The organism is Mycobacterium alsense, from assembly GCF_002086635.1.
GTDB classification, from domain to species: domain Bacteria; phylum Actinomycetota; class Actinomycetes; order Mycobacteriales; family Mycobacteriaceae; genus Mycobacterium; species Mycobacterium alsense.
The window spans coordinates 33,265-59,461 of record NZ_MVHD01000026.1 but is presented as its reverse complement, the minus strand read 5'-3'; the positions used below and the strand labels follow the sequence as shown (position 1 = coordinate 59,461).

At 68.8% G+C, this 26,197-nt stretch carries 22 protein-coding genes; 4 read left to right on the top strand and 18 right to left on the bottom strand.

Annotated elements, in window-relative coordinates; translation table 11 throughout:
- The first annotated feature begins 61 nt into the window (after positions 1-61).
- Entirely contained in the window at positions 62-739 is a 678-nt protein-coding gene (locus tag BST11_RS15610) for a PAS and ANTAR domain-containing protein (protein ID WP_083138829.1), read from the top strand.
- Here the strand turns inward: BST11_RS15610 and BST11_RS15605 are convergent.
- The 6 genes from BST11_RS15605 to BST11_RS15580 all read right to left on the bottom strand — a co-directional run bounded on the left by BST11_RS15605 (position 736) and on the right by BST11_RS15580 (position 9,063).
- The gene (locus BST11_RS15605; RefSeq protein ID WP_083138828.1) at positions 736-2,157 is read right to left on the bottom strand and encodes a WS/DGAT/MGAT family O-acyltransferase; all 1,422 of its coding nucleotides are present in this window, start codon (positions 2,155-2,157) and stop codon (positions 736-738) included. The two genes, BST11_RS15610 and BST11_RS15605, sit on opposite strands and share 4 nt — an antisense overlap.
- The gene (locus BST11_RS15600) at positions 2,145-3,065 is read right to left on the bottom strand and encodes a 3-oxoacyl-ACP synthase (protein WP_083138827.1); all 921 of its coding nucleotides are present in this window, start codon (positions 3,063-3,065) and stop codon (positions 2,145-2,147) included. Before BST11_RS15600 ends, BST11_RS15605 begins: the two co-directional genes overlap by 13 nt.
- Positions 3,049-4,152 carry a 3-oxoacyl-ACP synthase III family protein gene (locus BST11_RS15595; RefSeq protein ID WP_083138844.1) on the bottom strand — a complete coding sequence of 368 codons (1,104 nt, stop codon included), beginning with the start codon at positions 4,150-4,152 and terminating at the stop codon, positions 3,049-3,051. The genes BST11_RS15600 and BST11_RS15595 overlap by 17 nt, the downstream gene beginning before the upstream one ends.
- A 168-nt stretch (positions 4,153-4,320) precedes the next feature.
- Complete coding sequence (ppsA, locus tag BST11_RS15590; protein ID WP_083138826.1) at positions 4,321-6,633, bottom strand: phosphoenolpyruvate synthase; 2,313 nt, start codon at positions 6,631-6,633, stop codon at positions 4,321-4,323.
- Positions 6,634-6,645: 12 nt separating this feature from the next.
- The gene (locus BST11_RS15585; protein ID WP_142276377.1) at positions 6,646-8,130 is read right to left on the bottom strand and encodes a bifunctional aminoglycoside phosphotransferase/ATP-binding protein; all 1,485 of its coding nucleotides are present in this window, start codon (positions 8,128-8,130) and stop codon (positions 6,646-6,648) included.
- Between the two features lie 45 nt (positions 8,131-8,175).
- Positions 8,176-9,063, bottom strand: a complete 888-nt coding sequence (locus tag BST11_RS15580) for a universal stress protein (protein WP_083138824.1) — start codon at positions 9,061-9,063, stop codon at positions 8,176-8,178.
- Positions 9,064-9,204: 141 nt separating this feature from the next.
- Between BST11_RS15580 and otsB the strand changes: the two genes are divergently transcribed.
- On the top strand, positions 9,205-12,867 hold the full coding sequence (gene otsB, locus BST11_RS15575) for a trehalose-phosphatase (RefSeq protein ID WP_083138823.1): 3,663 nt from the start codon (positions 9,205-9,207) through the stop codon (positions 12,865-12,867).
- Positions 12,868-13,006: 139 nt separating this feature from the next.
- A complete protein-coding gene (locus tag BST11_RS15570; protein ID WP_169834917.1) occupies positions 13,007-13,807 on the top strand; it encodes a universal stress protein in 801 nt (266 codons plus the stop codon).
- Positions 13,808-13,812: 5 nt separating this feature from the next.
- Here BST11_RS15570 and BST11_RS15565 read toward each other — a convergent pair whose 3' ends face one another.
- The 12 genes from BST11_RS15565 to BST11_RS15510 all read right to left on the bottom strand — a co-directional run bounded on the left by BST11_RS15565 (position 13,813) and on the right by BST11_RS15510 (position 24,985).
- A complete protein-coding gene (locus tag BST11_RS15565) occupies positions 13,813-14,181 on the bottom strand; it encodes a SpoIIAA family protein (RefSeq protein WP_083138822.1) in 369 nt (122 codons plus the stop codon).
- On the bottom strand, positions 14,178-15,095 hold the full coding sequence (locus tag BST11_RS15560) for a universal stress protein (RefSeq protein WP_083138821.1): 918 nt from the start codon (positions 15,093-15,095) through the stop codon (positions 14,178-14,180). The genes BST11_RS15565 and BST11_RS15560 overlap by 4 nt, the downstream gene beginning before the upstream one ends.
- A complete protein-coding gene (locus BST11_RS15555) occupies positions 15,083-15,631 on the bottom strand; it encodes a GNAT family N-acetyltransferase (RefSeq protein WP_158086795.1) in 549 nt (182 codons plus the stop codon). Before BST11_RS15555 ends, BST11_RS15560 begins: the two co-directional genes overlap by 13 nt.
- Positions 15,632-15,716: 85 nt before the next feature.
- Entirely contained in the window at positions 15,717-17,369 is a 1,653-nt protein-coding gene (locus BST11_RS15550; RefSeq protein ID WP_083138842.1) for a sensor histidine kinase, read from the bottom strand.
- 220 nt (positions 17,370-17,589) lie between these two features.
- Positions 17,590-18,252, bottom strand: a complete 663-nt coding sequence (locus BST11_RS15545) for a response regulator (RefSeq protein ID WP_083138819.1) — start codon at positions 18,250-18,252, stop codon at positions 17,590-17,592.
- 82 nt (positions 18,253-18,334) lie between these two features.
- Positions 18,335-19,174 carry a universal stress protein gene (locus BST11_RS15540; RefSeq protein ID WP_083138818.1) on the bottom strand — a complete coding sequence of 280 codons (840 nt, stop codon included), beginning with the start codon at positions 19,172-19,174 and terminating at the stop codon, positions 18,335-18,337.
- A gap of 24 nt (positions 19,175-19,198) precedes the next feature.
- Positions 19,199-19,978 (bottom strand): universal stress protein, encoded by a 780-nt coding sequence (locus BST11_RS15535; RefSeq protein WP_083138817.1) that lies wholly within the window; start codon positions 19,976-19,978, stop codon positions 19,199-19,201.
- 83 nt (positions 19,979-20,061) lie between these two features.
- Positions 20,062-21,054 carry a 1-phosphofructokinase family hexose kinase gene (locus tag BST11_RS15530; RefSeq protein ID WP_083138816.1) on the bottom strand — a complete coding sequence of 331 codons (993 nt, stop codon included), beginning with the start codon at positions 21,052-21,054 and terminating at the stop codon, positions 20,062-20,064.
- Between the two features lie 25 nt (positions 21,055-21,079).
- Complete coding sequence (locus tag BST11_RS15525; RefSeq protein WP_083138815.1) at positions 21,080-23,155, bottom strand: erythromycin esterase family protein; 2,076 nt, start codon at positions 23,153-23,155, stop codon at positions 21,080-21,082.
- A 9-nt stretch (positions 23,156-23,164) separates the two neighbouring features.
- Positions 23,165-23,599 carry an Hsp20/alpha crystallin family protein gene (locus BST11_RS15520; protein WP_211284724.1) on the bottom strand — a complete coding sequence of 145 codons (435 nt, stop codon included), beginning with the start codon at positions 23,597-23,599 and terminating at the stop codon, positions 23,165-23,167.
- Between the two features lie 103 nt (positions 23,600-23,702).
- Complete coding sequence (locus BST11_RS15515; protein WP_083138813.1) at positions 23,703-23,945, bottom strand: hypothetical protein; 243 nt, start codon at positions 23,943-23,945, stop codon at positions 23,703-23,705.
- A gap of 53 nt (positions 23,946-23,998) precedes the next feature.
- Positions 23,999-24,985: an Acg family FMN-binding oxidoreductase gene (locus BST11_RS15510; RefSeq protein WP_083138812.1), complete on the bottom strand. Its 987-nt coding sequence runs from the start codon at positions 24,983-24,985 to the stop codon at positions 23,999-24,001.
- Between the two features lie 232 nt (positions 24,986-25,217).
- Between BST11_RS15510 and BST11_RS15505 the strand changes: the two genes are divergently transcribed.
- Positions 25,218-26,195, top strand: coding sequence for an Acg family FMN-binding oxidoreductase (locus BST11_RS15505; RefSeq protein ID WP_083138841.1), 978 nt, complete (start codon positions 25,218-25,220; stop codon positions 26,193-26,195).
- Positions 26,196-26,197: the final 2 nt, after the last annotated feature.

The window sequence follows — 26,197 nt, the reverse complement described above, 5'->3', positions numbered from 1 at the left end:
CCGGCCCACGGGCGGCGGCCCGGCTTTCGGGCCGCCGCCCCGTCGCCGGGGGAGGTCAGAGATGAACCGGCAGTGTGACGGCCAGACGCGGCAGATCGAGCAGGTGTCGACCGCGGCCGCGCCGCAGCGCGCGGGCTGGTTCCGTTTCCATTTCGCCGACCAGCGATGGGAATGGTCCGAGCAACTGCAGCGGATCCACGGCTACGAGCCCGGCACCGTCACCCCGACCACCGAACTCGTGCTGGCGCACAAGCACCCCGACGACCGCGGGCAGGTCGCGGCCACCATCGACCAGATCCTCAACACCCACGAGCCGTTCAGCGCCCGCCATCGGATCGTCGACACCGGCGGCCGCGTGCACCATGTCGTCGTCGTCGGCGACCGGCTTCTCGACGATCGGGGCGAGGTGGTCGGGACGCAGGGGTTCTACATCGACGTCTCGCCGCCGGCGGACGACGCCGAGGATCTGCTCACCGCGAGGCTCGCGGAGATCAACGAGAACCGCGCCGGCATCGAGCAGGCCAAGGGCATGCTGATGCTGATCTACCAGATCGACGAGAAGGCCGCGTTCGACCTGCTCAGGTGGCTTTCCCAGGAGGCGAACGTCAAGCTGCGCCTGCTGGCCGAGCGGATAGCGGCGGACTTTCGTGACGCGGGCCTGCCCCCCGACTCGCGATCGGAGTTCGACCACTTGCTGCTGACCGCGCACCGGCGCGTGCGCAACGGCCGCCCGGTCTAGGTCGGCCAGCGGCTTTGCGCGGCCCGCGCTGGCCTGCGTTCCCGCGTGCGACTGGCCGTCACCAACTGCGCGACACCGTTCTCGATTCCCGTTGCGAGCGCCTCGATGTCGGGCGCGGTGTCGTAGTCGGCGGTGATGCCGAAGATGAACATGTCGGCATAACTGAGCATCGCGACGCCGGTGCGCAATCGCAGCGCGATCGGGGGGATCGGCAATATCTCCAGCACCCGCCGGCCCATCAGTTTCTGTCGTTTTCTCGGACCGGGAACGTTGGTCGTCACCGCGACCACCGCACGCTGGGGTAGCCGTGCGAGTAGCCGAATCACCCACGCGGAGAACACGAATGGGACATTGCCTGCCGCCGAAAACAGCGCGCTACCCCCCTCTCGTTGGCCGCTGGCTTTGGCCCGGCTGAGGCGACGGTGCACCAGCCGCAACTGCTCGACGGGATCGGGCTCGTCTACGGGCAACAACGGAAGCATCGCCGAAACCTGGTTGTCCGTCGTGTCGAAGTGGTCCGTCGGGCGAACGGATACCGGAACCAGCGTGCGCAGCGAGTTGTGCCCGGGCCGCTCCCCGCGACCGAGAAGCATCTTGCGGTAGCTGTCGGTGATGGCCGCAAGCGCCACGTCGTTGAGGGTCACCCCGAAAGCCCGGGAAACCTGCCGCAGGTCGGCGAGCCGGACCCGGGCCGCCGTGAAGCGTCGCATCGTCGTGATGGGCCCGTGCAACGACGACTCCGAAGCGGGGCTCAACATGTCGGCCGTGAGTTCGGCCGCACCGACAGCGGCGTGCTCGGCCATCGCCGCCGCGGCGAACACCCCTCGCCCGATGCCGCTCACCCAGCTCCAGGGGTTGAAGCTCAGCTTGGGCCAATGCAGGCCGGCCCCGGCCGGCTCCTTGGCGGCGCGGATCTCGGTGGCGAAAGTGCTTGCGTCGCCGCGATTGCCCCCGCCGTCACCGAACCTCGCCAGCATCTGCGTCGTCGCGATGCCGTCGGCGATGCAGTGGTGAATCTTGGTCAGTAGGGCCCACCGGTCATCGCTCAGGCCCTCGATGACGTAGCACTCCCACAACGGGCGTTCGCGGTCGAGCCGACGCTCCATGATGGTCGCGACCACCGCGAACAGTTCGGCGTCGCCGCCAGGTTGCGGCAGCGCGAGGCGATGCAGGTGGCGCGTGATGTCGAAGTTCGGGTCGTCCACCCATTCGGGTGCACCGAGATCCAGCGGGTGGGTCCGCAAGAGCTGCGTGCATCGCGGGATGGTCGACACGCGTTCGGCGAAGGCGGCAACCAGCTCGTCGTAGGCGGGAGCGGGCCCCTCCATCACGGACACACCACCGACCGCCAGGCTGACGTGCGGATCGGAGTCTTCGACCTCGAGGAAGGCGGCGTCGAGGGCGCTCAATCGTTCCATTGGAGTCCTTCCCCTTCCGAGGGGGCCGGTTGGCGGCTGTACAGGGCGGCACCGGCGGTGATCCCCGCTCCGGCGGCGACGAACAGGATCCGCGCTCGGTCCGGCAGGCTCTCGGCCTCCCGCTGGAACGCCGCGGCCAGCGCGGCGGTGTGGATGCGCTGATCGTCTGCGACGCAGATCTTTTCGGTCGGCACCCCCAGCAGGGCGCTCAGCGCGGCGCGGTACTCGGGGTGGGGCGGGGCCGCGACGATCAGGTCGATGTCGGCGAGCCGCATGCGCTGAGCATCCAGGCACGCGCGCGCCGCCTCGGCGGCCGCCGCGGCGAATCGGTCGTCCATCATCGCTGACTGACTGAATCGCAACACGGTGCGGGCGTCTTCGAATCCGACGGTGGCGGCGAAGGCCTCGGTGCCGCCGGCCGCGCCGTCGGCATTCACCCAGGACACGCGGCTCAATCCACAGTCGTCGTCGGTCCATCGGCACAGTAGGGCCGCCCCAACCGCCGAAAACGGGAAGTGCTCGCTCATCTTGTGCCCCGGATCGGCGTCGCTGGCCACGATGAGTGCCCGGCGGATGCTGTGCGCCCGCAAGAACCCGTCCACGATCTGCAGCGCGGTCAACACGCCGCAGGCGCCGTTGGCGATATCGAACGAAAACGTGCCATGTGCGCCGGCGTGCGGATCCTCGGGATTGGCGCCGATGTCGTGTTGAATCAACGCGGCCAGCGCCGGCTCGCCCAGGTTGCGGTCGCGGTAGATTCCGGCATTGACGACCAGATCCAGCTCGTCGGGGTCGCATCCGGCCCGATGCAGGCAGTCCTTTGCGGCGGTTACCGCGAGATGCAGCGCGCTGTGGCGGTCGCGCCAGCGCGGGTGCGCGAGTTCGATTCGATCAATGACCGTGCCCATAGCGGTTCACCAAATCCTCATCCAGGGTCAGCACGACCACGCCGATTTCCAATCCAGAGGCCAACGCGAGCAATGCAACCCGTTCTCCCGGCTGGATGTTTCGGGCCTCGAGTTCCTCGACGAGTGCCACCGTGTGGGTCGTCGACGCCGTGTTGCCATAGCGGTCGACGGTGATCACGGCGTCGTGCCGCGGGCTGTCGCCGAACGTCTCCGCCATGCGAGCCATGCCCTTTCGGATGGCACGCGCCGAGGTCTGGTGGGTGATCACGTGGTCGATGTCGTGAATCGAGATGCCGACGGCGTCGAGCACCTCGTTGAGCAGGAGCGGGGTGTCGGCGATCGCGGCCTTCTGGATGGCACGGGAGTTGGTGAACATGCGCGCGCCGGGGTCGTGGCCCTGGGGATAGGCCAGGCACAGCCGGCTGTAATCCGCGACCGTGGTGAACCCGGCGAGCGCGATGCCCGCGGAGCCGGCGGGCGCCCTCTCCAGCAGCAGGGCCGCGCCGGCGTCACCAAGTGTCAGGCAGGCGAGCTCTTTGCTCATGATGTTGCGGATGTGGCGTGCCGCGTTGTGACTGAGCTGCGAGATGTATTCCCCGCTGACGACCAGCCCCCGCTTGATGGCGCCCTGCCGGATCCAGTTGTTCAAAATGGTGACCCCGGTGAGCATTCCGGCGCAGGCGTTGGACACGTCGAAGGTCATCGCCTGCGGCGCCCCGATCGCGCGGGCCACCGCACCGCTCATCGTCGGCTCGAGCCATTGGGTCAGGCCGCCGCGGAATTTCGTTATGCTGCAGCTGATCACCACGTCAAGCTCTCCCGGGTCCTGTTGCGCGGTGGCCAGACAGTTCAGCGCCGCCGAGGTGGCAAGGCTATAGGAATCCTCGTCGCCCACCGAGACGCGGCGCTCGCGGATTCCCGTCAGCCGCTCCAAATCGATGTGGGTGCGGTGGCGGGTGGTCGCCATCAATTCGTCTGTCGTAAGGCGGGTTTCGGGCAGGTGCCGGCCCGCGCCGGCCAGCCGGGCGACAAACGGTGCCGAAGCACCGTCTCCAGCGGTCTCCATCACCAGCCAACGCCGCGGCATCGTCCCACCTCCGGAATCCGGCGCCTTCGCCACCGGGTCAACGCCTTGTCTCGAGTCGACCTTATGAATTCGGGTCGTCGCGCTGACAGGGTCGTTGGTCCTCGGGCGCCGGGCGTTCGACCCTAAACTCGCCGCGCCGCCGCCGCGATGGCGCGTCTCAGGCGCGTCTCAGCGGCGGTTGACCGCCAGCGCCGATTCCAGCAGCAACCGACGCTCGGCGGCCGCGACCGCCCGCCGGGTGGCTGCGGCCGCGTCGGGGTTGACCGACACCGAGGTGATCCCCATGCGGACGAGGTGCTCGGTGAAGCTCGGGTTCGTCGAGGGCGCCTGACCGCACAGCGACGAGGTGATGCGGTGTTTGCGCGCCGTCGCCACGATCTGGCCGATGGCATCCAGGACCGCACCGTCGGACTCGTCGAACAGCTCGGCACAGATATCGGAGTCGCGGTCAACCCCGAGGACCAGTTGCGTGAGGTCGTTGCTGCCGATGGACACCCCGTCCACGCCCAGCCCGATGTACTCCGGAAGCCAATACATCACCGAGGGCACTTCGGCCATGACCCAGCGATGCAGCCCGCGCTGGGCGCCCAGCGGGCTCCCGTCGACCAGGGACAGGCAGGCTTCCAATTCCCAGCGCGTCCGCACGAACGGAATCATCAGGTGCACGTTGGGATTTTGTTCCCGCACCCGGGCCAGCGCCTCGAGCTCCAGGGCGAACAAATGCGGCTCGCTGATGTACCGGTAGCAGCCGCGGTAGCCGATCATCGGATTGTGCTCGACCGGTTCGTAGGCTTCGCCGCCGCGCAGGCCGCGGAACTCGTTGCTGCGGAAGTCGGTGGCGCGGTAGATGACCGGGCGGGTGCCGAAGGCCGAGGCGATGCGGCCGATCGAGACCACCATGGCGTCGACCAGCTTGGCCTGCTCGCCGTTGGCGATCAGGTCACGCGGGTGCCTCCCCGAAAGTGCCTCGGTGAGCATGAATTCGGCCCGCAGCAGGCCCACGCCGTCGACATCCTGTGCGGCGACCGCTTCGGCCGTGTCGGGTATGGCCAGGTTGACGTAGATCTTGGTGCCGGTCGTCTCGGCGACTGCGACGGCCGCCGCGGGCGCGCCCGGCGCCGAGACCCCGGTGACGCGCGGCTGCCGGTCGATGCCCCCGGCGCTGACATTGCTGACGGTGCCGCGCCCGCCGTCGACGGTGACCGTTTGGCCGTCGTGCAGCACGCCGGTCGCGTCCCTGGCACCCACCACGCACGGAACCCCGAGCTCGCGCGCCACGATCGCCGCGTGGCAGGTCATGCCGCCGGTCTCGGTCACCAGCGCGGCCGAGCGGCGGATCGCCGGCAGCCAATCGGGGTTGGTCATGGGGGCGACGAGAATCTCGTCGTCGACCAGCCGGGCGCCCTCTTCCGGCGTGCGCAGCACGCGCACTTTTCCGGACGCCGCACCGGGAGCGGCGGGCAGTCCGCGTAGCAGGACCCCGTCGGCACCCGGATCCCGGGCTGCGGTGCCGAGCGTGGTGATGGGCCTGGCCTGCACCAACCAGGTCTTGCCGGAGGCGATCGCCCATTCGACGTCCTGCGGGCAGCCGTGGTGAGCTTCGACGGCGATCGCCAGTTCGGCGACACGACGCAACGACGAGTCGTCCAGGACGCGCGCCTGGCCCTGCGCGGCGTCCAGTTCGACGACGACGTCGCGTCCCTCGGGGCCGCGCTCGATCTTGAACGCCTGCTGGCCGACCTTGACCTCGATCACCTGTAGTGAATTCTTGTCGACGACGTAGGTGTCGGGCTGGACCTTTCCGGACACCACGACCTCGCCCAGGCCGAGGGCGGCTTCGATGACGACATGGTCGGGATCGCCGGTGCTGGGGTCGGAGGTGAAGGCGACCCCGGATCGCTCGGAGGCGATCATCTCCTGCACGACGACGGCCATCGCGGGATCGGCGGTGAAGCCCCGGGTGGCCCGGTAGGTGAGCACCCGCGGGCTGAACAGCGAGGCCCAGCATTGCTTGACGGCCTGGAGCAGCGCGTCCTCACCCGTCACGTTGGTCAGTGTCCGATTCATGCCCGCGAACGAGGCGTCGCGCCCGTCCTCGCCGGTCGCCGACGAACGCACGGCCACGACGCAATCGGTTCCGAGCCTGCGGTAGGAATTCAGCAGCTGATCGCGGACGTCGTCGCTCACCCCGGCCGCGAAGACGAGGCTCTGCATTCGCCGGCAGAGCTCCGACAAACGTGCGCCGTTGTCGACCTGCGCGAGCGCCTCGCGATGTAGGGCGGCGAGTTCCGTGTCCACACCGCCGGCCCGCATCGAGGCCAGATAGCTGCCGCGCAGCAGGACGAACCCGGGCGGAACCGGGAGGCCGGCGGCGACCAGTTCCCCCATGTTCGCGCCCTTGCCACCGGCCTCTTCGGCGTCGCCGAGGCGCAAAGCCGAGATGTCCGAGGCATATTCGCTGAGCACTGTTTCGGTTGACATGTCCTGCTCCTTTTACGACGTGCGGCGCCAGGCGGCGAGGGCCTGCCGGGTCGAGTCTTCGACGGCCCCCGAGGTGTCGATCCGGTGCGCGGTGTCCCAACCGGCCTGCTCGGCGGCCAGCGCGGCCGCGATCTCCGGCGTGACCTCCGAGTTACCTGCCGGCCTGGTGACGATCCGGCCGGCCGCCGTGTCCGTCGTCGCCGAGCACATCAGCTCGACCGTGGCCGAGTGTGTTTCGGCCGCGAGGCGATGGGCCTGCGCACGCATCTGGGGATCCCGCCAGGTGCCGTCGAGGATGACCGACTGCCCGTCGCGCAGCAGCGATTCCGCCCGGCGCAGGGCGACGTCGTAGACCGCCGCGACGTTGTCCGGGCTGTACAGCCCGCGATCGAGGACACCGGCGTCGCCGGTTATCGCGCCGGAGTCCCGCAGCTCCCGCCGCACATCGTCGGTTGAGATCACCTGCGCACCGGTCCCTTCGGCGAGTCCGCGAGCGACCGTGGACTTGCCGGTGCCCGGGTTGCCGCCCACGAGTGCCAGGCGCACGCGGCCGATCTCGAGGTGCTCGGCCGCGACCGCGAGATGCCGCGCGGCGTCGTGAGCGGCCTCCGACTTGCCCTGCGAAACGCGCACGCAGTCCACCTTCGCCCTGACGACGGCGCGGTAGGCGATGTAGAAGTGCGCCAGCGCCGACGGCACCGCAACCCCCGAGTGGGCGGCGTACCGTTCGAGGAAGTAGGCGCCAAGGTCCTTGCGTCCCATGAACTCCAGGTCCATCGCGAGGAAGGCGGCGTCGTCCACGCAGTCGACGTAGCGCAGCTCGTCGTCGAACTCCAGGCAGTCCAGCAGGGCGGGTTCGCCTCGCCCGCAGAAGATGTCATCGGCGAGCAGATCGCCGTGGCCGTCGACGATGAGGCCGTCTTCGATGCGGCGATTGAACAGGGGTTCACGGCCCGCGATGAATTCGGTGACCAGGCGGCCGATCCGCGCCACGGACCCGGCCGGCAGCGTGTCCGCGTTGCGGTCGAGTTCGACGAGGTTGTCGCGCCAGCGCCGCTCGATCGCGGCCGCCTCGCCCTGGGCGTCGATCTCCGGGCTCCGTTCGGCGCGCCGGTGGAACCGCGCCAACACCGCGGCGACGGCGTCCAGCGCGGTCCGAACGGCTTCGTCGGGACCGCGGCCCACCCGGGATGCCAGCCGGTCCTCGTCGCGATAGCGCCGCATCACGACGATCGGTTCGGCCGGCCCCCCGCCGGGATCGGTGAGATGCGCGACCCCGAAATAACTTTCGGGCGACAGGCGGCTGTTCAACTCGACTTCCCGAAGGCACACACGCTCGCGCTGTTCGAGGGTGCGAAAGTCGAGAAAGTCGGTCAGCACCGGCTTCTTCGCCTTGAACGCCCGGTCACCGACCAGCACGACCAGGCCGGTGTGGGTTTCGTGTGCGGCGACGTAGGGGACATAGGGGGGATGCGGGCCGAAGCGCCCCGGAGTCATACTCACCGGACCAGCGTCCGCCGCCGTGGACATCTCTGCCAACCCCTAGGACGGCCGCGCCACGATCACCGGCATCCGCACGGAGTGAACGACCGCGTTGCTGACCGAACCCAGCAGGGCCCTGGCGATGCCGCCCCGCCCGTGACTGCCCACGACAACCAGTTGCGCGGACTCCGATTTCTCGATCAGCTGGGGTGCCGGCCGGTCGCAAACGAGCACACGGTGCACCGTGACGTCCGGGTAGCGTTCCTGCCAGCCCGCCAGGCGTTCGGCGAGGCTGCGCTCGGCTTCATCCCTGACCATGGCCCAGTCGAAGCCGGGGATCTCGAGCACCTGCACGTCACTCCACGCGTGCACCGCCTGCAGCTCCACCCCGCGGCGGGATGCCTCGTCGAAGGCGATGGCCGTCGCGAGCTCGGAGGCCGGCGAGCCGTCTATTCCCACGAGCACGGGGGCTTCCTGCGGATGGGGCATCAGCGGGTCCTCGTCCCGAATGACCGCGACCGGGCACTTGGCGTGCCGCACCACGGCGGAACTGACCGAGCCCAGCAGCACCCGCCCCACCGCACCGCGGCCGTTGCTGCCGACGACGACCATCTCGGCCTCTTCGGACATGTCGACCAGCGTCGGCACCGGGGGTGAGCATTTCAGTTCGCTGGTGATCGCGATCTTCTGGTCCCGCCGGACGGCATCTTCGGCGATCTTGACGGAGCGCTCGAGGGCCTGCGCGCCGTCCTGCTCCTGCCACACCGTCACTCCGGCCGGAATCGGTATCTGCGGGAACGTCGGCACGTACGAGCTGTACATGTGGACCAGCGTCAGCGGAACGTTCCGCATCGCCGCGTCCCGGGCTGCCCAGCAGACCGCGGCGTTGGAGGCCGGCGATCCGTCGACTCCGACGACGATGCCGTGGCGTTTCGTGGGTTTGGTCATCTTTTCCTCCCTCGGTCACTGAAAACGCTATTGGCCGAGGCATCGTCGTTCATGAGGCTTTGGTCACCAAACGCATGGCCATGAGGCCTCGCCGCGCCGCGCGGGGTTGACCGCGGCCCGCGACGTGGCATCGTCACAGAGGTGAGCGAATGGGCCGCCACCGTCGACGGGCGATATCACGACGCGGTGGTTCTCGGCCTGGACAGCGTCGTCGAGAGCGCCCACGCCGGTGTCGGCGCGCGCGGTTCGGCCGGGCCGCTGCTGCGTCGGCTGCGAGACGCGGGCGTCGCGACGGCCGTGTACTCCCCCAGCCGCGACTGCGCGCAAGCGTTGCGCGACGCGGGGATCGACGACCTGGTGGGCGCCGTGAACGGCGACCCGGTCGAGGCGGCGGCGCGCCTGGGCGCGCGCCGCGTACGGTGCGTCGTCGTCGACAGCGACCCGGCCGGCGTCAAGGCCGCCACGGACTACGGTTTCGGCCTCACCATCGGACTCGACCACGACGGACTCGCCGAAGAACTCCTGTCGGACTGGGCCGACACCGTAGTCGCCGACCTGGCCGCGATCACGGTCCGACGCGGGGGCGCGGCCATGTCGCGCATCGCCGACGCCCTGCAGGCCTACGGCCAGGTCAAGGAACTGGTGACGAACCGGCGACCCGTGGTCTTCCTCGATTTCGACGGCACGCTGTCCGACATCGTCGGAAACCCGGACTCGGCGACACTCGTCGACGGCGCCGGCGAGGCGTTGCACGCGTTGGCGGCTCAGTGCCCCGTGGCGGTGGTCAGCGGCCGGGACCTGACCGACGTCCGCGAGCGGGTTGGCGTCGACGGGGTGTGGTATGCGGGCGGCTACGGGCTCGAGTTGATGGAACCGGACGGCACCCGCCACGAGAATGCCGGCGAGGGCACCATCGACACACTGACCTGCGCCGCCGGCCACCTGACGGAGGCGTTCCGCGGTGTCCCGGGAATAGCGGTGGAGCGCAAGCGCTTCGCGGTCGCGGTTCACTACCGCAACGCCCGCCCCGAAGACGCCGAGCGGGTGATCGCCGCGACCCGTGTGCTCGGCCGCTCCCGGGGCCTCCGGGTCACCGCCGGCCGCAAAGTCATCGAGCTTCGCCCCGACATCGACTGGGACAAGGGCACCACGCTCGCCTGGCTACTGGAACGCATCGTCGGTGGCGACGGAGGCGATCCCCAGGCCGTGTTGCCCATCTACATCGGCGACGACCTCACCGACGAGGACGCGTTCGACGCGGTCCAATTCAACGGGGTGGGGGTGGTCGTGCGCCACGACGAGGACGGCGGCCGCCCGTCCGCGGCGCTGTTCAGTCTCGAAAGTCCTGCCGCGGTGGCCGAGTTCGTGCGCCGGCTGGCCGGGGACCTCGAAGCCGCGGCGTCGAGAACCGACACCGCATGGGAACTCGAATACCAAGGCTACGACCCCGAGTATGAGCGCCTCCGCGAGTCGCTTTGCACCGTCGGCAACGGCTACATCGCCACCCGCGGCTGCGCCCCGGAGGCGGCCGCCTCCAAAGCCCATTACCCGGGCACCTACGCCACCGGCGTCTACAACGCGCTGACCGACAGGGTTGCGGCCAAGACCATCGAGAACGAGAGCCTGGTCAACCTGCCCAACTGGCTTCCGCTGACGTTCCGGATCAACGGCGGCACCTGGTTTTCCGTCGATGACACCGAATTGCTTTCCTATCGGCAGACATTCGATCTACGCCATGCGACGTTGACGCGTACGCTCCGGTTCCGGGACGGCTCGGGTCAGATCACGACGTTGACCCAGGAGCGTTTCGCGGCGATGCACCAACCCCACCTGCTCGCCATGCGGACCACGCTCGTCGCCGAGAACTGGTCGGGGACTGTCGAGTTCAGATCCCTGCTGGACGGGGGCGTGCAAAACACCATGGTCGAGCGCTATCGGTCGTTGGCCAGTGCCCATCTGGTCGTGCCGGTGATCGACGAAATCCCGCCCGACTCGGTGATATTGCGGTCGCAAACATCGCAGTCGCGCATCTCGATCGCGGTCGCGGCCCGCACCAACGTGTGGCACGGTGACGCCGCGGATATCCCGGCCGACGCCCGCTACGTCGTCGTGCGGGATGGGGACCGTGGGGGGCACGACATAACGGTCACCGTCTCCGCGCGCCAGGCGGTCACGTGCGAGAAGGTCGCGACCGTCTTCACCGGCCGGGACACCGCCATATCCGAACCGGCTAGTGCCGCCCGTCAACATCTCGACACGGCCGGTCGCTATGCCGACATCCACCGGCAACACGCCCGGGCGTGGGCCCGGCTGTGGGAGCAGTGCGACGTGGGCCTCGCCGACAGCGCACCGGCGCTGCGGGTGCTGCGGCTGCATCTGGTGCACCTGCTGCAGACCATCTCGCCGCACACCGCCGAACTCGACGCGGGGGTGCCGGCGCGGGGGCTGCACGGCGAGGCCTACCGCGGCCACGTCTTTTGGGACTCGCTGTTCGTCTCCCCGGTGCTGAGTCTGCGCATGTCCAACGTGTCCCGGTCGTTGCTGCTCTATCGGTACCGGCGTCTTCCCGAGGCCCGTCGCGCCGCGCGCAGGGCGGGCTACCTCGGCGCGATGTACCCCTGGCAATCGGGCAGCGACGGGCGCGAGGTGAGCCAGGAAGTGCACCTCAATCCGCAGTCCGGCCGGTGGATTCCGGACGCCAGCGCGCGTGCGCATCACGTCGGCCTCGCGGTCGCGTACAACACGTGGCAGCACTACCAAGTGACCGGTGACCGCCAGTTCCTCATCGACTACGGCACCGAGATGTTGGTCGAAATCGCCCGTTTCTGGGTCGGACTGGCCGCCTTTGACGAGGCTCGCGGCCGCTACACCATCCGGGGGGTCATCGGCCCCGACGAATTCCACTCGGGCTATCCGGGCAGGGAGTACGACGGGATCGACAACAACGCGTACACCAACGTCATGGCGGTGTGGGCCATCCTGCGGGCGATGGACGCACTCGACCTGATGCCGTTGCGCGACCGGCTCGACCTGATCGGGAAAATCGGCCTGCCGGCCGACGAGCTCGATCGCTGGGACCACGTGACGCGGCGCATGTTCGTGCCCTTCCACGAGGACGTCATCAGCCAATTCGAGGGCTATTCCGAACTGGCGGAATTCGATTGGGAACGTTACCGCCGCCAATACGGCAACATCCGCCGGCTCGATCGCATCCTGGAAGCCGAACACGACAGCGTGAACAACTACAAGGCGTCCAAGCAGGCCGACGCGCTCATGCTGTTCTACCTGCTGTCGTCGGATGAGCTGATGGGCTTGTTCGGCCGGCTCGGCTACCGCTTTACGCCCGAGCAGATTCCGAAGACGATCGAGTACTACCTGGCGCGCACCTCGAACGGATCGACGTTGAGCGCACTCGTCCATTCGTGGGTCCTGGCCCGCGCCGACCGCCGCCACGCAATGCGGAACTTCGTGCAGGTCCTCGCTTCCGACGTCGCCGATATCCAGGGCGGCACCACGTCCGAAGGAATCCACCTGGCGGCGATGGCCGGCAGCGTTGATGTGCTGCAACGCTGTTTCACCGGTTTGGAAACGCGCGACGACCGGCTGGTGCTCGCCCCGCACTGGCCCGAGGCGCTCGGCCCCATCGAGTTCCCCTTCGTCTACCGCGGTCACCGTGTTCATCTTCGGATCAGCGGGCGGACCGGCGTCCTGACATCCGAGGCCGGCAACGCCGGTCCGATCACGGTCGAATGCCGCGGCGGCGTGCAGCGTCTGTTGCCCGGACACACCCTCACGATCACCTGAGGGCGTCGCAGCCCGGCAGTGACCAACGCCCCCGAACCGGGGCCGAACGGCCCTGCTGAAATCCGGCCCCTCCCCATAGCGTCGGGATTGGTCGAGCCTGCCGTGTGGCGGCAGACAGGCCGGAGACCGGGAGGACACGATGAATCAGTCATCGGAGCGCATCGTGGTGGGGATCGACGGCTCGGATGCCGCGATCAACGCGGCCAAGTGGGCGGTCGTCGAGGCGGTCAGCCGCAACGTTCCGCTGCGGCTGATCCATGCCACTCCCGCCCGATCCGGCGATGCGGGAGGCGACGCAAGCCTGGAGGTCGAATACGCCCAAACGTCCCTGCGCGCCGCCGATGCCGCGCTGCAGGCCACGGGCGAGCCGGTCAAAGTCGAATGCGATGTGGTGCCGGGGCCTCCGGAGCGCGCCCTGATCGACGAATCACACGTCGCGGCAATGGTTTGCGTGGGTTCCGTGGGGATCGGGCGGATCGCCCGCAAGGTCCTCGGCTCGACCGCCGACGCCGTCGCCCGTGCGGCGCGCTGCCCGGTGGCGATCGTCCGCGGCAATGACCGAGCGCAACCGGATTCCGGATGGGTCGGTGTCGTCGTCAATGACTCGCCGGGCAACGACGCGGTGCTCGAGGAGGGCTTCCGCGAGGCGCGCTTGCGCGGGGCATCGATCCTGGCGCTGGGGGTGTGGCGGTGGGGGTTGGGCGAAATCCCGTACCGCCAGCTGGATCGGCGGCTCCGGCGGTGGGTGTCGCGATACCCCGAGGTGCATGTCATGCCGGCCGCGGCGAGGCACGGGGTCGCTCAATTCCTCGCCCGCACACAGGAATCCATCCAACTCGCGGTGGTGGGCTCCGAGGACGCCGACGAGGTGGCCCGGATCGTCGGGCCGGTCGGCCACCCCCCGCCCGCCGGGCGTTCGGTGCTGGTGGTGCGGGGCTGAGCGACTCAGCCGGCCGCCCATTGCTTGGCGCGGTCGAACTCGTCGAGCCGGAACACGGCGAGTTCGCCGGGCATCATCCATGCCAGGGCGTGCAGGACGTGGCCGACCCAGTCCTTGTCTGACACCACGGCGATTCGCTTGAAGGACGAATGGTGCGGCAACACCGCACCCAGTCCCAGCTTGATGTCCTCCGCGAGTCCACCGGGGCCGAAGCCCTCGTAGTCGGACGCGATGACCTCGACGATCCTGATGTCCCCGGCCTTCAACAGCGCCTCGAGCTGCGGGCGCAGGCGGCGCAACTCGTCACCTCCCAAGCGACCCGAGACGCGCACGCCGGTCACCCCTTCCGGCATGTCCGGCAGTAGTTCGATCATCGATGACTCCTGACGACGATCACGGGGACTTTGGCCGACTGCGCGACGGCCGAACTCACCGACCCGAGCAGCATGCCGGGGAATCCCCCGCGACCCCGGCTACCGACCACGACGAGTTGAGCGTGCTCGGACTGCTCGAGCAGCCACCGGGACGGCTTGTCGCAGAACAGCAACCGTTCCACGTGCACCTCCGGATAACGCTCCTGCCAGCCGGCCAGGCGCTCGGCGAGGATCTCCTCCCCCTCGCGTTCGCGGTCGCGCCAGTCCATCCCGAGGACGGGGAAGACGCCGACATCGCTCCACACGTGCAGCGCCCGCAGGCCGACTCCGCGGCGCGAGGCTTCGTCGAAGGCCAGGGCGATCGCGCCCTCGGACGCGGGTGATCCGTCGATCCCCAGCAGGACCGGTGCGTCGGTGTCAACGCTCGCCGACTCGTGGATGACCGCGACCGGACAGTGCGCGTAGTGGAGCAATCCGGTCGTGACCGAGCCCAACAAGAGTCGGCCCATCGCGCCCAGGCCCTCGCTACCGGCGACGATCATCCAGGCTTCTTTCGAGGCCTCGATCAGCGCCGCCACGACGCCGGAATAGACCACCTCGGTGCGTATTTCAGGCGGTCTTGCCCCGGTCGAAGCGGCGTCAACGGCCTTGCGGGCCCGCTCGATGACGTCCCGCGCGCCGTCGTGCTGCCACTCGGGCATCTGGGCGTACAGCTGACCCACCGGCCAGCCCACGACCACCGGCGCCACCGCGTGCATCAATGTGATGGGCAATTTGCGCATGATGGCCTCGCGCGTCGCCCAGGCGACGGCGGCGTCGGAGGCCGCGGATCCGTCGACGCAAACGACCACTGCGGATTCCGGTGCGGATTCCGGTGCGGATTTCTTTGCGGATTTCTTTGTCACGTTGGGCATTTCGTATCCTCATCGCTGAAATCGGGAAGCTCGATCACGAAGTGGCGAACCGATGCGTCACCGGCCGGCTGACAGCGCCAGCCCAGGTCGAACACCACCATGAGCATGAGATGATTTTCGCCCAAGACATCGGCGACGAAGCGCTCGATTCCGTGAGCCCGGGCCATGCGGGCCAGGTGCTTGAGCAAGGCCGTTCCGACGCCCAGCGAATGGTCGTCATGGGCGACCACGATCGCGAACTCGGCGGCCGCCGGTTCCTCGTGCACGACGACATAGTGGGCCACGCCGATCAACCGGTCGCCGTCGAACGCGCCGACGGCGCACAGCCCGTCGTGCTGCTCGGTCAGCTCGCCGACGAGTTCCGCCATCCCGACCGGCCGCAGCGTGAAAAACCGGAAGTAGCGATCGTGGTCGGAGAGGTGTTGATGCAGGGCCAGCACGGCCTCGGCGTCGCCGGCATCGAGGCGTCGCAGCGACACGATCCGCCCGTCGAGCAGCCGAGCCGTGGCCGCGCATTCGACCGCGTCCTCGCCCATGACACCCGACGTTATTCCGGGCGGGCACGGTTCGCAGGGGCCGTTAGGCCCCGCCTCGACGCCATTGGTCCCAGGCCACGAACCGTTACCCATCCGTGAGCGGGGCGACCCAGTGCACCCTGGTGCCCCCCTCCGGCGGGTTGGTGATCTGGCAGCTGCCGCCGAGCTGTTCGGCGCGGTGCTTCATGTTGGCCAGGCCGCTGTTGCGCGTGTTGTCGGCGGGGATGCCGCAGCCGTTGTCGCTGACGTCGAGGATGAACATGTCGGCGACGTCGACCTCGACGGTCAGCCGGCACGCACCGGAGTGGCGAACGGCGTTGCTGACCGCCTCGGTGACGACCGCCTCGGCATGCTCGGCAAGTTCGCCATCGACGGCGGCCATCGGCCCGTGCAGGCGCAGCGTGGTGACGAGCTCGCGATTCCCGGTCAGGTCGGCGACCACCTGCTGGATCCTCCGCCGGAAGTCGGCACGCGTTCCCAACGGGGACTTGAGCTGGAAGATCGTCGTGCGGATCTCCTCGATGATCGCCTGGAGATCGTCCAGGGTGCGGTTGAGCCGCTGGGCCACCTCCGGCGAGCGGGCGCGGGCAAGCGTGCCCTGCAGGTCCATGCCGACGGCGAACAGCCGCTGGATGACGTGATCGTGCAGATCGTGCGCGATGCGCTCGCGCTCGGCCAGGATGGTCAGCCGGCGCGAGTCGTCCCGCGCCGACGCCACGACAAGCGCAACCGCGGCGTGACTGGCGAAATCGCTCAGCAGGTCGAGGTAGCTCTCGTCGAAGGGCGGCTGGTCCGCGGCGCGCGCGATCGCGATCACTCCCACGACCCGATCGTCCGAGCGTAGGGGCAACAGGATGGCGGGGCGCTGCCCGACGTCGGTGAAAGCCCGAATCCGATGCTGCAGCAATTCGGTGATCAACGGTTGCCCGGAACGGAAAACCTCGCCGGTGGTGGAGCCCTCCACCGGAACCTGCCGGCCCATGACGTCGTCGGCGTGCACCCCGACCGCGGCCGACACGATCAGCGCTTCGGTTTCGTCGTCCGGCAGGTCCGGGTCGGCCGGGACGAGCACGATCGCCTGCTCGGCGCCGGTCAGCGTCATGGCGCGCTCGGCGATCAGCTCCAGCGGCCGCCGCTGCGGCTCGGCAGCCGACAGCAGGGCGGTCGTGATCTCGCGGCTGGCCTCCTTCCACTTCGCCGACAAGCGCTCGCGCTCGAACAGTTGCGCGTTGTCGATGGTCGCCGCGGCGGCGAACGCCAACGCGCGAGCGGCGACCTCATCGGATTCGGAGAACACCCGCGCCGGGTCGACATGGGTCAGGTAGATGTTGCCGTACACGATCCCGCGGATCGTGATAGGGACCGCGAGGAAGGCCCGCATCGGAGGGTGGTGCTCCGGGAATCCCACCGCGGCCGGGTGCTCGGTCAGGTCATCCAGTCGCAGCGCCGGCGTGTCGAGGAGCGACAGGCTCAACAGGCCCTTGCCCGCGGGCAGGGGGCCGATGCGCGCGACGGTCTCGGCGTCCATTCCCTCGTGGACGAACCGCAGCAGGTTGCCGTCGGGATCCCGAATTGCCAGCGCGCCGTAGGGGGCCGACGTCAACTCCTTGGCGGCGGCGATGACCCGGTGCAGCGTTGCGTCGAGGTCGCGGACGTCCGCGCCGATCGCGACGAAGACGCGCAGCAACTCTTCCATCTGATCGCGGGCCGCCAGCAACTCGTCGAGTTGCTCATGCATCCTCTCGACCAGCTCGCGCTGGCCGAGCCCGGCTAGAGCCGAACCGCGTTCGTCGCTGGCCACCCGACCCTGTACCTCCGACGCCATCGGCTATCCGGCGACCCGTGTGTTCGCCGACGACCAGGACGAAAGTCGGTGGCACACGAGCGCCACCGGCCAGCGTAGTAAAAATTTGCCACGCGCCCAACTGGCGCCGGCCGCGCATCGTCCGCGTTGCCAGCTACCCCGGCGGCGCCTCCTCTGGCCGGCCCGACCGCTGCTCGAGCCTCGACGCGAACACCGCCGCCTGCGTCCGCCGCTCCATGCCAAGTTTGGCCAGCAACCGCGAGACGTAATTCTTCACCGTCTTCTCGGCGAGGAACATCCGGGCAGCGATCTGCCGGTTGGTCAAACCCTCACTGAGCAGCCCCAGCAGGGTTCGCTCCTGCTCTGTCAGCCCGGACAGCGGGTCCTCCCGCTCCGCCGCGCCGCGAAGCTTCGCCATCAACGCTGCGGCCGCCCGATTGTCCAGCAGCGACTTGCCGGCGCCGACCTCTTTGATCGCGTGGGCCAGTTCCATGCCCTTGATGTCCTTGACCACGTAGCCGCTGGCGCCGGCCAGGATCGCCTCGAGCATCGCCTCATCGGAGGTGAACGACGTCAGCATCAGACAGCGCAGGTCCGGATGATCGGACACCAGGTCGCGGCACAACTCGATGCCGTTCCCATCGGGAAGCCGCACGTCCAGCACGGCGACGTCGGGCCGCAACGCCGGAATTCTCGCCTTCGCCTCCGACACGGACCCCGCCTCGCCGACGATTTCCAGCTCGGGGTCCGACGCCAACAGATCGACCAGACCGCGCCGAACGACTTCATGGTCGTCGACCAGGAACACCTTGAACATTACGGGCCCTTTCCGATCGCAATCCGAGGCAACACTTCACCAGCCGCCCACTCAATATCCCACCTATTTATGTTCGTTCGCCTCACAAATGTTGCTGATTGACGATCAACAACGAGCAACACGCGGCGTGCAGGACCGGGCCGCCCGCCGGTCCGACGAGTTCGCTGACGTGCTGGCGGTTGCGGGCGCTGACAACTGCCAGGCCAACCCGCTCGCGATGGCAAGCCAGATACTCGAGCAGGCCGCCGTGCACGGCCACCGACTCGACCCGCACCTCCGGATAGCGTCGCTTCCACCGGGCCAGGCGGCGGTCCACCGCGGCGAGTGAACGGCGGTCGCACTCGACAGCGGCAGGCCCCCGTTGGTCGTTCGCGGCCGCGCGGCACACAATCGCCCGGACGGCGGCGTCGCGCAGCCGGGCCTCCATGATGGCGGCGCCCAGCAAGACACCGTTGTCGGGCGACGCGTCGAGCTCGACGACGATCTCGTTGGCTCCCCGGTGCCCGCGGCCCTCGCGGGAGCGGATGATGCCCACGGGGCAGCGTGCCGATACCGCCAGCGCCGCGGTGACCGAACCCACCCGGTCGGGCCGGAAGTGCCGCAATCCGACCGCGCCGACGCACACCATCGACGCCGACGCCGACGCGCCGATCAACGATGCGATCACCGGTCCCGCGGTGATTTCGCTTTCTACCTTGACCGGCTTGCCGGTCGCTTCGATTGCCTTGACCGCGTGGCAAATCGCCGCGGCCGCCGGCGCCGGCTCATTTTCGTGGGTGCCCGCCCGCTCGCTGGCGTACAACAGGCGCAAGGGCGCGTCACGGCTGACCGCCTCGTCGACCGCCCAGAGCGCCGCCCGTACCGCCGCGTTCGAGCCGTCGATTCCGACCACGATCGCCTGCGGTGTAGCCAGTTCGTTCATGACGCTACCCGGGCTACCGCGGCTCTAGGGGCGGACCACAAGCACTGAACAATCGGGGTAGCCCACGATCGGATGGCAGTTCGGGGTGCTCAGCGCGGCCATCTCGGCGGCGTCTGCACTGCCCACAACGGCCAATTCGATGGCTGCCCCGTCCTTCTCGTGCTTCTCGCCGGTTTTCACCCCGGTGCCCGCGGCAACGATCTGGACCGGTACGTCCGGGTAACGCCTGACCCAGCTCTTCAGCCGCCGATCGATCTGGCGCACGACCGCGTGGCGGCGCCGCCCCTGCTCCATGGCCTGATGCACGACTTCGTCGTTGTCCGGCTCGTCGTTGAGCACGACGGCGATCACCCCGGGCTCGGTCGGCGACCCGTCGGGGTTGGTGCGGATGATCGCTACCGGGCACTGCGCACCCGCAACCAACGCGGCGGCGGTCGGGCCCAGAAGCCCGTCGGACGCCCACCCGCGCCTGGACGTACCCACGCAAACCAGCGCCGCGTCCTGCGATTCATTGATCAACGCTTGTCCGGGATCGCCTGAGATGATGGCCGTTTCGACCTCGACCGGCTTTTTGGCCCCTTGGACGGCACACTCCGCCCGTGACAGAGCCGTCTCGCCGCGCTCGATCTCCCACTCGGAGACGGTCGCCGAGACGGGTTGTGCCTCCCGGCGCGGGATGACATAGACGAGGCGCAGGGGCAACTGCCGGCTCCGCGCCTCCTCGATCGCCCACTTGGCGGCGCTCACCGCGGCTGACGAGCCGTTGATGCCCACGACCACCGACTTCGCATCCTGCTCGTTCATGTCGGCTCCTGACTACCTCTTCACCCTCGTCGCCCAATGCCAGGCTATTGCGCCGTCACCCGTTGCACAGGGGTCGTTAGGCCTTATCTCGGAAGCCGTTCGTCATCGGTGATATCGCGGGGTTCGGGCGTTCGGGCGAACAGCTTCTCCACATCCGCCCGGCCGCAGGCGGCGGTTCCCGGCGTCGTCAGCATCGCCGCGCCCGCGGCGATGCCCAGCCGAACCGATTTGACGAGCGGCCAGCCCCGAGTCAGGCCGGCCGTGACCGCGGCCACCATCGCGTCACCCGCCCCGACACCGCTGCCGGCGGGCATCGGAACCGCCGAAAAACGCTGGCTGGCATGCTTTGTGGCGAGCAGCGCGCCGTCTGATCCCAGCGAAACGAGCACCGACTCCGCGCGACCACCGTCGATGAGCTCGTGCGCGGCGGCGAGTTGATCGGCTTCGGTGACCAGGGGGCGACCGACACATTCCCGCAGCTCTCGCACGCTCGCCTTCAGGAGGAACACCCCGGAGCGGATTTGGCGCAAGCCACCGCCGGATGTGTCCAGGATCAGGTTGACGCCCAGGTGCCGGCACGTGTCGGCCACGCGCTGGTAGAAATCGTCGCCTACGCCCGGCGGCAAACTGCCGCTCGCCACCACGAATTCGGCCGATCGCGCGGCGATCCGCAGTTCCTGCAGGCATCGCAGCTGGTCCGACTCGTTCAGCGGCGGCCCCGGCAGCACGAAGCGGTACTGCTGCCCGCTGCTGGTCTCGTTGACGGTGAAGCTCTGTCGCGTGGTTGCCGCGATCGGGATCTCCGCGAACGCCAATCCCTCTTCGGCGAGCAGCTTCATCAGCAGCTCGCCGTGCGAGCCCCCCGCGGGGAAAACCGCAAACACCGCCGCGCCGAGAACGTGTGCGATCCGGGCGACGTTGATGCCGCCGCCGCCGGGGTCGTAGCGCGGGGTTGCGCAGCGCAGTTTGCTCGTCGGCCGCACGAGCTCGACGCTGGTCGTGACGTCGAGCGCGGGGTTCATGGTCAACGTGACGATCTGCGGTCCGCTGCCGGGCGATGACGCTGGCGTCCGCATGATCGTCGACTCCGGTCCTCGGCGGCTACAGGCCGGTGGGGTATGTCTCGGGCGTTTCGCCGGCCACCCACAGGCTGGTCACCTCGAGGGGCTCGAGGGCCCGGGTCTTGTCGATGTGGATGATCGCGTCGAATTGGTCGGCCGGTCTCGCATGCAGGTAGTGGCTTTGCCTTTCCGTTTCGGGCCGGTAGATCACGCCGATGGCGCGATTCAGCCGGACGGCACCGAGCGGTGCGGCGGCTTCCGGGGTGAGCAGCGCGGATACCAGGAAGTTGCTCCTGCCGGTCTCGTGCAGCAGCTCTTCGATGCTCCCGGCCAGGGCGGGGCGAACCACCTTCCGTTCGGCGGCGCCACCCCACTCGCTGGCCGCGGTCACCGTGCCCGCGTAGGTGCTGAATCCGATGAGACGCGCCTGCTCACCATATCGTTGACGGACGAGTTGACCCAGGGTGAGCTGGCCGTCGGCCCACACTTCGGTCGCCCGTGCGTCTCCGACGTGAGAGTTGTGGGCCCACACCACTATTCGGGCCGGCTCGCCGTGTGTGTCTTGGTGTGTGTCTTGGTTTATGTCCCGGTGCCGGTCCAGGTGTGTCAGCAACGCCTCGAGCGTCTGCGCCATGTGCTCGTCACGCAGGTTCCACGAGCTGACCCGCCCGCCGAACATCGCCCGGTAGTACACCTCCGCATTGCGCACCGTTTGGGCATTCTGCTGGGCGTAGAACAGTTCGTCCTCGGCGATCAGCCCGTCCCTGCGCGCGTAGGCCAACGCGTTGCGCTGAATGTCCACCAGTTGTTCGATCGCTTGACGCTCGCACGATGGGCCGGCGCCGAACGCGGCCGCAAACCCGTACGCCTGACCGTCGTCGGCCGAAGCGTGGTCGAAGCACGCATAGCGTTCCCGCGCCCGCGCCGCCGCCTGGGGGTCGATCTTGTCCAGATAGGCGATCACCTCGCGCATCGACCGGTGCAGGCTGTAGAGGTCGAGGCCATAGAAGCCGGTCTGCCGCCCGCCGTTCGATGCGCGCAGCCGGTTGTGAGCGCGCAGCCAGTCGACGAAGTCACGGACGACGGTGTTGCGCCACATCCAGGCGGGGAAGCGTTCGAATCCGCTCAACGCTTCGTCGGCGTTCCCGTCGTCCCCGAGGCCGCGCACGTAGCGATTGACGCGATAGGCATCGGGCCAGTCCGCCTCCGCGGCGACCGCGCAGAAACCCTTCTCCTCGATCAGCCATTTGGTGACGGCCGCCCGGGCCTCGTAGAACTCATGAGTCCCGTGCGAGCTTTCCCCGATGAGAACGATCCGCGCGTCGCCGATCAGCTGCTCCAACGCCTCGCGCGGTGGAATGCCCTGCGGCGCATCGATGGCCACGCCGCCGAGCACCTCGGCCGGTGCCGGCGCCGCGGGCCTGTTCGCCGGAGCGCCGGTCGTCGGTGTGGCGAGCAGCTGACGAACCTCGGCGTCGGTCACCTGGCGGAAATCCCAGAACGACTCCCCCACCGCGAGGAAGGGGGTTGGCATCGACGCGCAGACGACGTCATCGACGAGGCCGGCGAATTCCCGGCAGGTGGATTCCGGCGCCGCGGGCACGGCGATCACGATATGCGCGGGCTCGGCTTCGCGCAGCGCCTGCACGGCGGCGAACATGCTTGCGCCGGTGGCCAATCCGTCGTCGACGAGGATGACGGTCTTGCCGGTCACGTCGACCGGTGGGCGCCCGTCACGGTAGACGGCCTCGCGCCGCGCGAGCTCGCGGCCCTCCCGCTCGGCGATGGCGCGCAGCTCCTGGGGTGTGACGCGCAGGCCGCGCACGACGTCGTCGTTGACCACGACGCGGCCCCCACTCGCCAGCGCTCCGACCGCAAATTCTTCGTGGCCGGGGGCGCCGAGTTTGCGCACGACGAACGCATCCAGTGGGGCGTGCAGCGCGGCCGCGACCTCCCACGCGACGGGAATCCCGCCCCGCGCCAGGCCGAGGACGATCACGTCTTGTTTGTCTCGGTATGCGCCGAGAAGATTCGCCAGCATCCGTCCCGCCTCACCGCGATCGCGGAACACGCGCCGCGGTGCGGCCGGACGGGTGGCATCAGCTGCCCTGGTCATGCCACGCCCCTAGCCGGCTGACCGTACCGGGACGCGCCGCTCGGCAGGCTTGGGCTCCGAAATGCCCACCGACACCGTGAGGATGCCCTTGTCGTAGCTGGCCTCGATGCTGTCTTCGTCGGCTCCGGCCGGCAACGACACGGTGCGAGCGAACGAGCCGTACGAGAATTCCGAGCGCCCGTCGAAGTCCTGCTTCTCGCTGCGCTCCGCTTTGATGGTCAGCTGGCCGTCGCGGACCGTGATCTCCACGTCCTTGGCCGGGTCGACGCCCGGTATCTCGGCGCGCACGACGTAGCGACCGTCGGCCATCTCGTCCTCGAGCCGCATCACCCGGGTCTCGTAGGCCGGGCGCAGTCCGGCGAGCGGGGGAAAGCCGGCGAACAGCTCGGAGAACTCGGGGAAGAGCGACCGTGGCTGGCGCCGAACCGAAAGGGTGCCCATGATCTCTCCTAGAACTCGGCATTTGTGCTGACGCATTCATCTGACCAGTCGCCCGTTGCCGGCGGTAGGGACCGAAGTCCCGGCGTCGCGGGCCGTTCGTAGATCGTCAGCCGGAATCGCGATCCCGAGCGGCGATGTAGGCCATGACCCGGTCGAGGACGAGCCCATAGGTGTCGCCGTCCTCGGCGAGGCGGTCCAATCCCCGGCGGCGCAGGAAGCCGTCCAGCCGCCGATCGAGCGGCCACACCGCGTAGGTGTCGTCGGCATACGGCGAATGCAAGAACTGCCACGCCAGCCCGTCGACGTCGCCGTCGGTCAAAAGCGGTGGATCGCTTGGCGGAGAGGTCATTTGCGGCCCTTTGCGCACGGGTGCCCTCGCTTTCATTCCCGACCCCGCTCCCTTCAGCGGTGAAACTCCAGCACATCGCTCAGGGGCCGCCGCGGCGTCGGCTTGGGCTCCCACTCGCCCTCGGGCTCGACGCCGACCCGGATCACTACTTGAGGTACCGCGGCGGGCCGCGCCAAAAGCTCCCGGATGACGTCCCGGCTGGACTCGAATTCGGTGATGTGCGTTACCGGACAGGTCGCCAGTCCGGCCAGGGTGCACTCCAGCAGTACCGCCGAGAGCGCCTCACCGCAGTTGAGCGCGTCGACGCGGCTGTCCTGCGGCGTGGACAACACCAGGATCTTCGCTTGGTCATCGGTCCCCGCGCAGCTCGGTCCATCGAGCTGTTCGACGGGGAACCGGCGGTTGAGGTCGACCCGGCGGGCGTCCGACTCCGATGTCAGTGCGCTGCCGGGAATCCCGTCCGCCCGCCGCAACGGCGATGTCCACCATGCCAATTCATGCTGGTAACGATCGTCATACCGGCGCAGCGCGTCGGTGAGCCGAGACGCCTCCGCCAGCCGGGGGCGCGCGTCGTCGGTCAGAACGTCGAGGGCCACCAACTCGTTGTCGAACGAGCTCCGCAATACGGGCTCGAACGCCTCAAATCGTTTGGGAGCGCGGAACGGCTGCCGGTTGGTCCGGCGCCGCAGTATCGCCTTGGCGCGATCCCGCCTTGCCTGCGTGACGTCCGCGGCCGGCGCGAAGTAGGCCGACGCGAGGTGGTCCAGATTGTTCGGATTGGGGAATTGGTCGACGTGGGTGACCCAACCCGCAGCGGCCATCGCGACCCGAAAGTGATCGAGCGCGGCGCCACAGCTGATGATCGCCTCACGGCCCGACCGGTCGGTCGCCGTGACCTTTCGGTGTGGGTCGACGAAGAGATCGACGCTCACGTCGCCGGCGACCCAGCGCCACGGTTGGATGTTGTGCAGCGACGGGGCGCGGCACGCCAGCTCTACGGCACCGGCAACCACGTCGGCGTCCACCATCGTTTGGGTCATTGCGCTTACTCACCTCCTGTCCCGACCTCGACCCTCCGACGCGGGAGGCCCGGGCGCCAGGGTCCTTGGTCCCCGGCGCAACGTCATTGGGCCCGGATCGTGGGGGCGGGCCGAAGCACGGGGCCCGTTGCCGTCCGAATGGCCCCTCCCACCGGGACGAATGGCCCTCGCGACCGGCTGCAGGGTCGCCTAACGTCGATGGTGAACCCGTATTCGGCAAGGGATGGATGCCATGAACGCGGCGCTGGAGACCCAGACCCTCAGGGACGCGGTGCAGCTCGCGTGCCGGGCCCCGTCGGTGCACAACAGCCAGCCCTGGCGATGGGTCGCCGAGGGCGGGGCCCTTCGGTTGTTCGTCGACCGCGACCGGACGGTGCCGGGCACCGACCGCTCCGGACGGGAAGCGATCCTGAGCTGTGGCGCCGCACTCGATCACCTGCGGGTCGCCACGCTCGCCGCCGGCTGGAGAGCGGAGGTCGAACGGTTCCCCAATCCCAACGAGCCCGACCATCTCGCGTCGATCGAATTCAGTCCGGTCGAACACGTCACCCGCGCTCAGCGCGACCGCGCCAACGCGATCCTGCACCGCAGAACCGACCGGCTGCCCATGGGCGAACCCACCTATTGGAGCCTGTTCGAACCGGTCCTGCGCAGCGCGATCGATCCGAGCCGGGTGACGCTCGACGTGCTCGCCGACGACGCGAGACCCGAGCTGGCCCGGGCGTCCTGGCTGACCGAGGCGCTGCGGCGAGACGACGCGACATATCACGCCGAACTCGAATGGTGGACTTCGCCGTTCGCGTCCACCGAGGGCGTGCCGCCGAGCGCGTTGTTGTCCGATGCGGAAAGCGCCCGGGTGGACGTCGCGCGCGAATTCCCGGTCAGGGGCCACGAGGAGCGCCGTCCCGAGATCGCGGTGGACTGGTCGAAAATTCTGGTGCTGTCCACCCCGGAGGACACCGGGCTGGACGTCCTGCGGTGCGGCGAGGTGATGTCGACCGTGCTGCTGGAGTGCACGATGGCATTCCTGGCGACCTGCCCGCTGACCCACCTGATCGAGCTCGACGAAAGCCGCGAGATCGTCCGCGGCCTACTCGGCGGCGGCGGACAGCCGCAGGTGCTGATCCGCGCCGGGATCGCTCCGCCGATGGAGGCCGCTCCGCCGCCCACTCCGCGCCGCCCGCCAGACGATGTCCTCGAAATCCGTTAGAA

Coding starts and splice junctions, on each gene's coding strand:
- BST11_RS15610 (WP_083138829.1), top strand. CDS start 62: ATGAACCGGCAGTGTGACGGCCAGACGCGGCAGATCGAGCAGGTGTCG.
- BST11_RS15605 (WP_083138828.1), bottom strand. CDS start 2,157: ATGGAACGATTGAGCGCCCTCGACGCCGCCTTCCTCGAGGTCGAAGAC.
- BST11_RS15600 (WP_083138827.1), bottom strand. CDS start 3,065: ATGGGCACGGTCATTGATCGAATCGAACTCGCGCACCCGCGCTGGCGC.
- BST11_RS15595 (WP_083138844.1), bottom strand. CDS start 4,152: ATGCCGCGGCGTTGGCTGGTGATGGAGACCGCTGGAGACGGTGCTTCG.
- ppsA (WP_083138826.1), bottom strand. CDS start 6,633: ATGTCAACCGAAACAGTGCTCAGCGAATATGCCTCGGACATCTCGGCT.
- BST11_RS15585 (WP_142276377.1), bottom strand. CDS start 8,130: ATGACTCCGGGGCGCTTCGGCCCGCATCCCCCCTATGTCCCCTACGTC.
- BST11_RS15580 (WP_083138824.1), bottom strand. CDS start 9,063: ATGACCAAACCCACGAAACGCCACGGCATCGTCGTCGGAGTCGACGGA.
- BST11_RS15570 (WP_169834917.1), top strand. CDS start 13,007: ATGAATCAGTCATCGGAGCGCATCGTGGTGGGGATCGACGGCTCGGAT.
- BST11_RS15565 (WP_083138822.1), bottom strand. CDS start 14,181: ATGATCGAACTACTGCCGGACATGCCGGAAGGGGTGACCGGCGTGCGC.
- BST11_RS15560 (WP_083138821.1), bottom strand. CDS start 15,095: ATGCCCAACGTGACAAAGAAATCCGCAAAGAAATCCGCACCGGAATCC.
- BST11_RS15555 (WP_158086795.1), bottom strand. CDS start 15,631: ATGGGCGAGGACGCGGTCGAATGCGCGGCCACGGCTCGGCTGCTCGAC.
- BST11_RS15550 (WP_083138842.1), bottom strand. CDS start 17,369: ATGCATGAGCAACTCGACGAGTTGCTGGCGGCCCGCGATCAGATGGAA.
- BST11_RS15545 (WP_083138819.1), bottom strand. CDS start 18,252: ATGTTCAAGGTGTTCCTGGTCGACGACCATGAAGTCGTTCGGCGCGGT.
- BST11_RS15540 (WP_083138818.1), bottom strand. CDS start 19,174: ATGAACGAACTGGCTACACCGCAGGCGATCGTGGTCGGAATCGACGGC.
- BST11_RS15535 (WP_083138817.1), bottom strand. CDS start 19,978: ATGAACGAGCAGGATGCGAAGTCGGTGGTCGTGGGCATCAACGGCTCG.
- BST11_RS15530 (WP_083138816.1), bottom strand. CDS start 21,054: ATGCGGACGCCAGCGTCATCGCCCGGCAGCGGACCGCAGATCGTCACG.
- BST11_RS15525 (WP_083138815.1), bottom strand. CDS start 23,155: ATGACCAGGGCAGCTGATGCCACCCGTCCGGCCGCACCGCGGCGCGTG.
- BST11_RS15515 (WP_083138813.1), bottom strand. CDS start 23,945: ATGACCTCTCCGCCAAGCGATCCACCGCTTTTGACCGACGGCGACGTC.
- BST11_RS15510 (WP_083138812.1), bottom strand. CDS start 24,985: ATGACCCAAACGATGGTGGACGCCGACGTGGTTGCCGGTGCCGTAGAG.
- BST11_RS15505 (WP_083138841.1), top strand. CDS start 25,218: ATGAACGCGGCGCTGGAGACCCAGACCCTCAGGGACGCGGTGCAGCTC.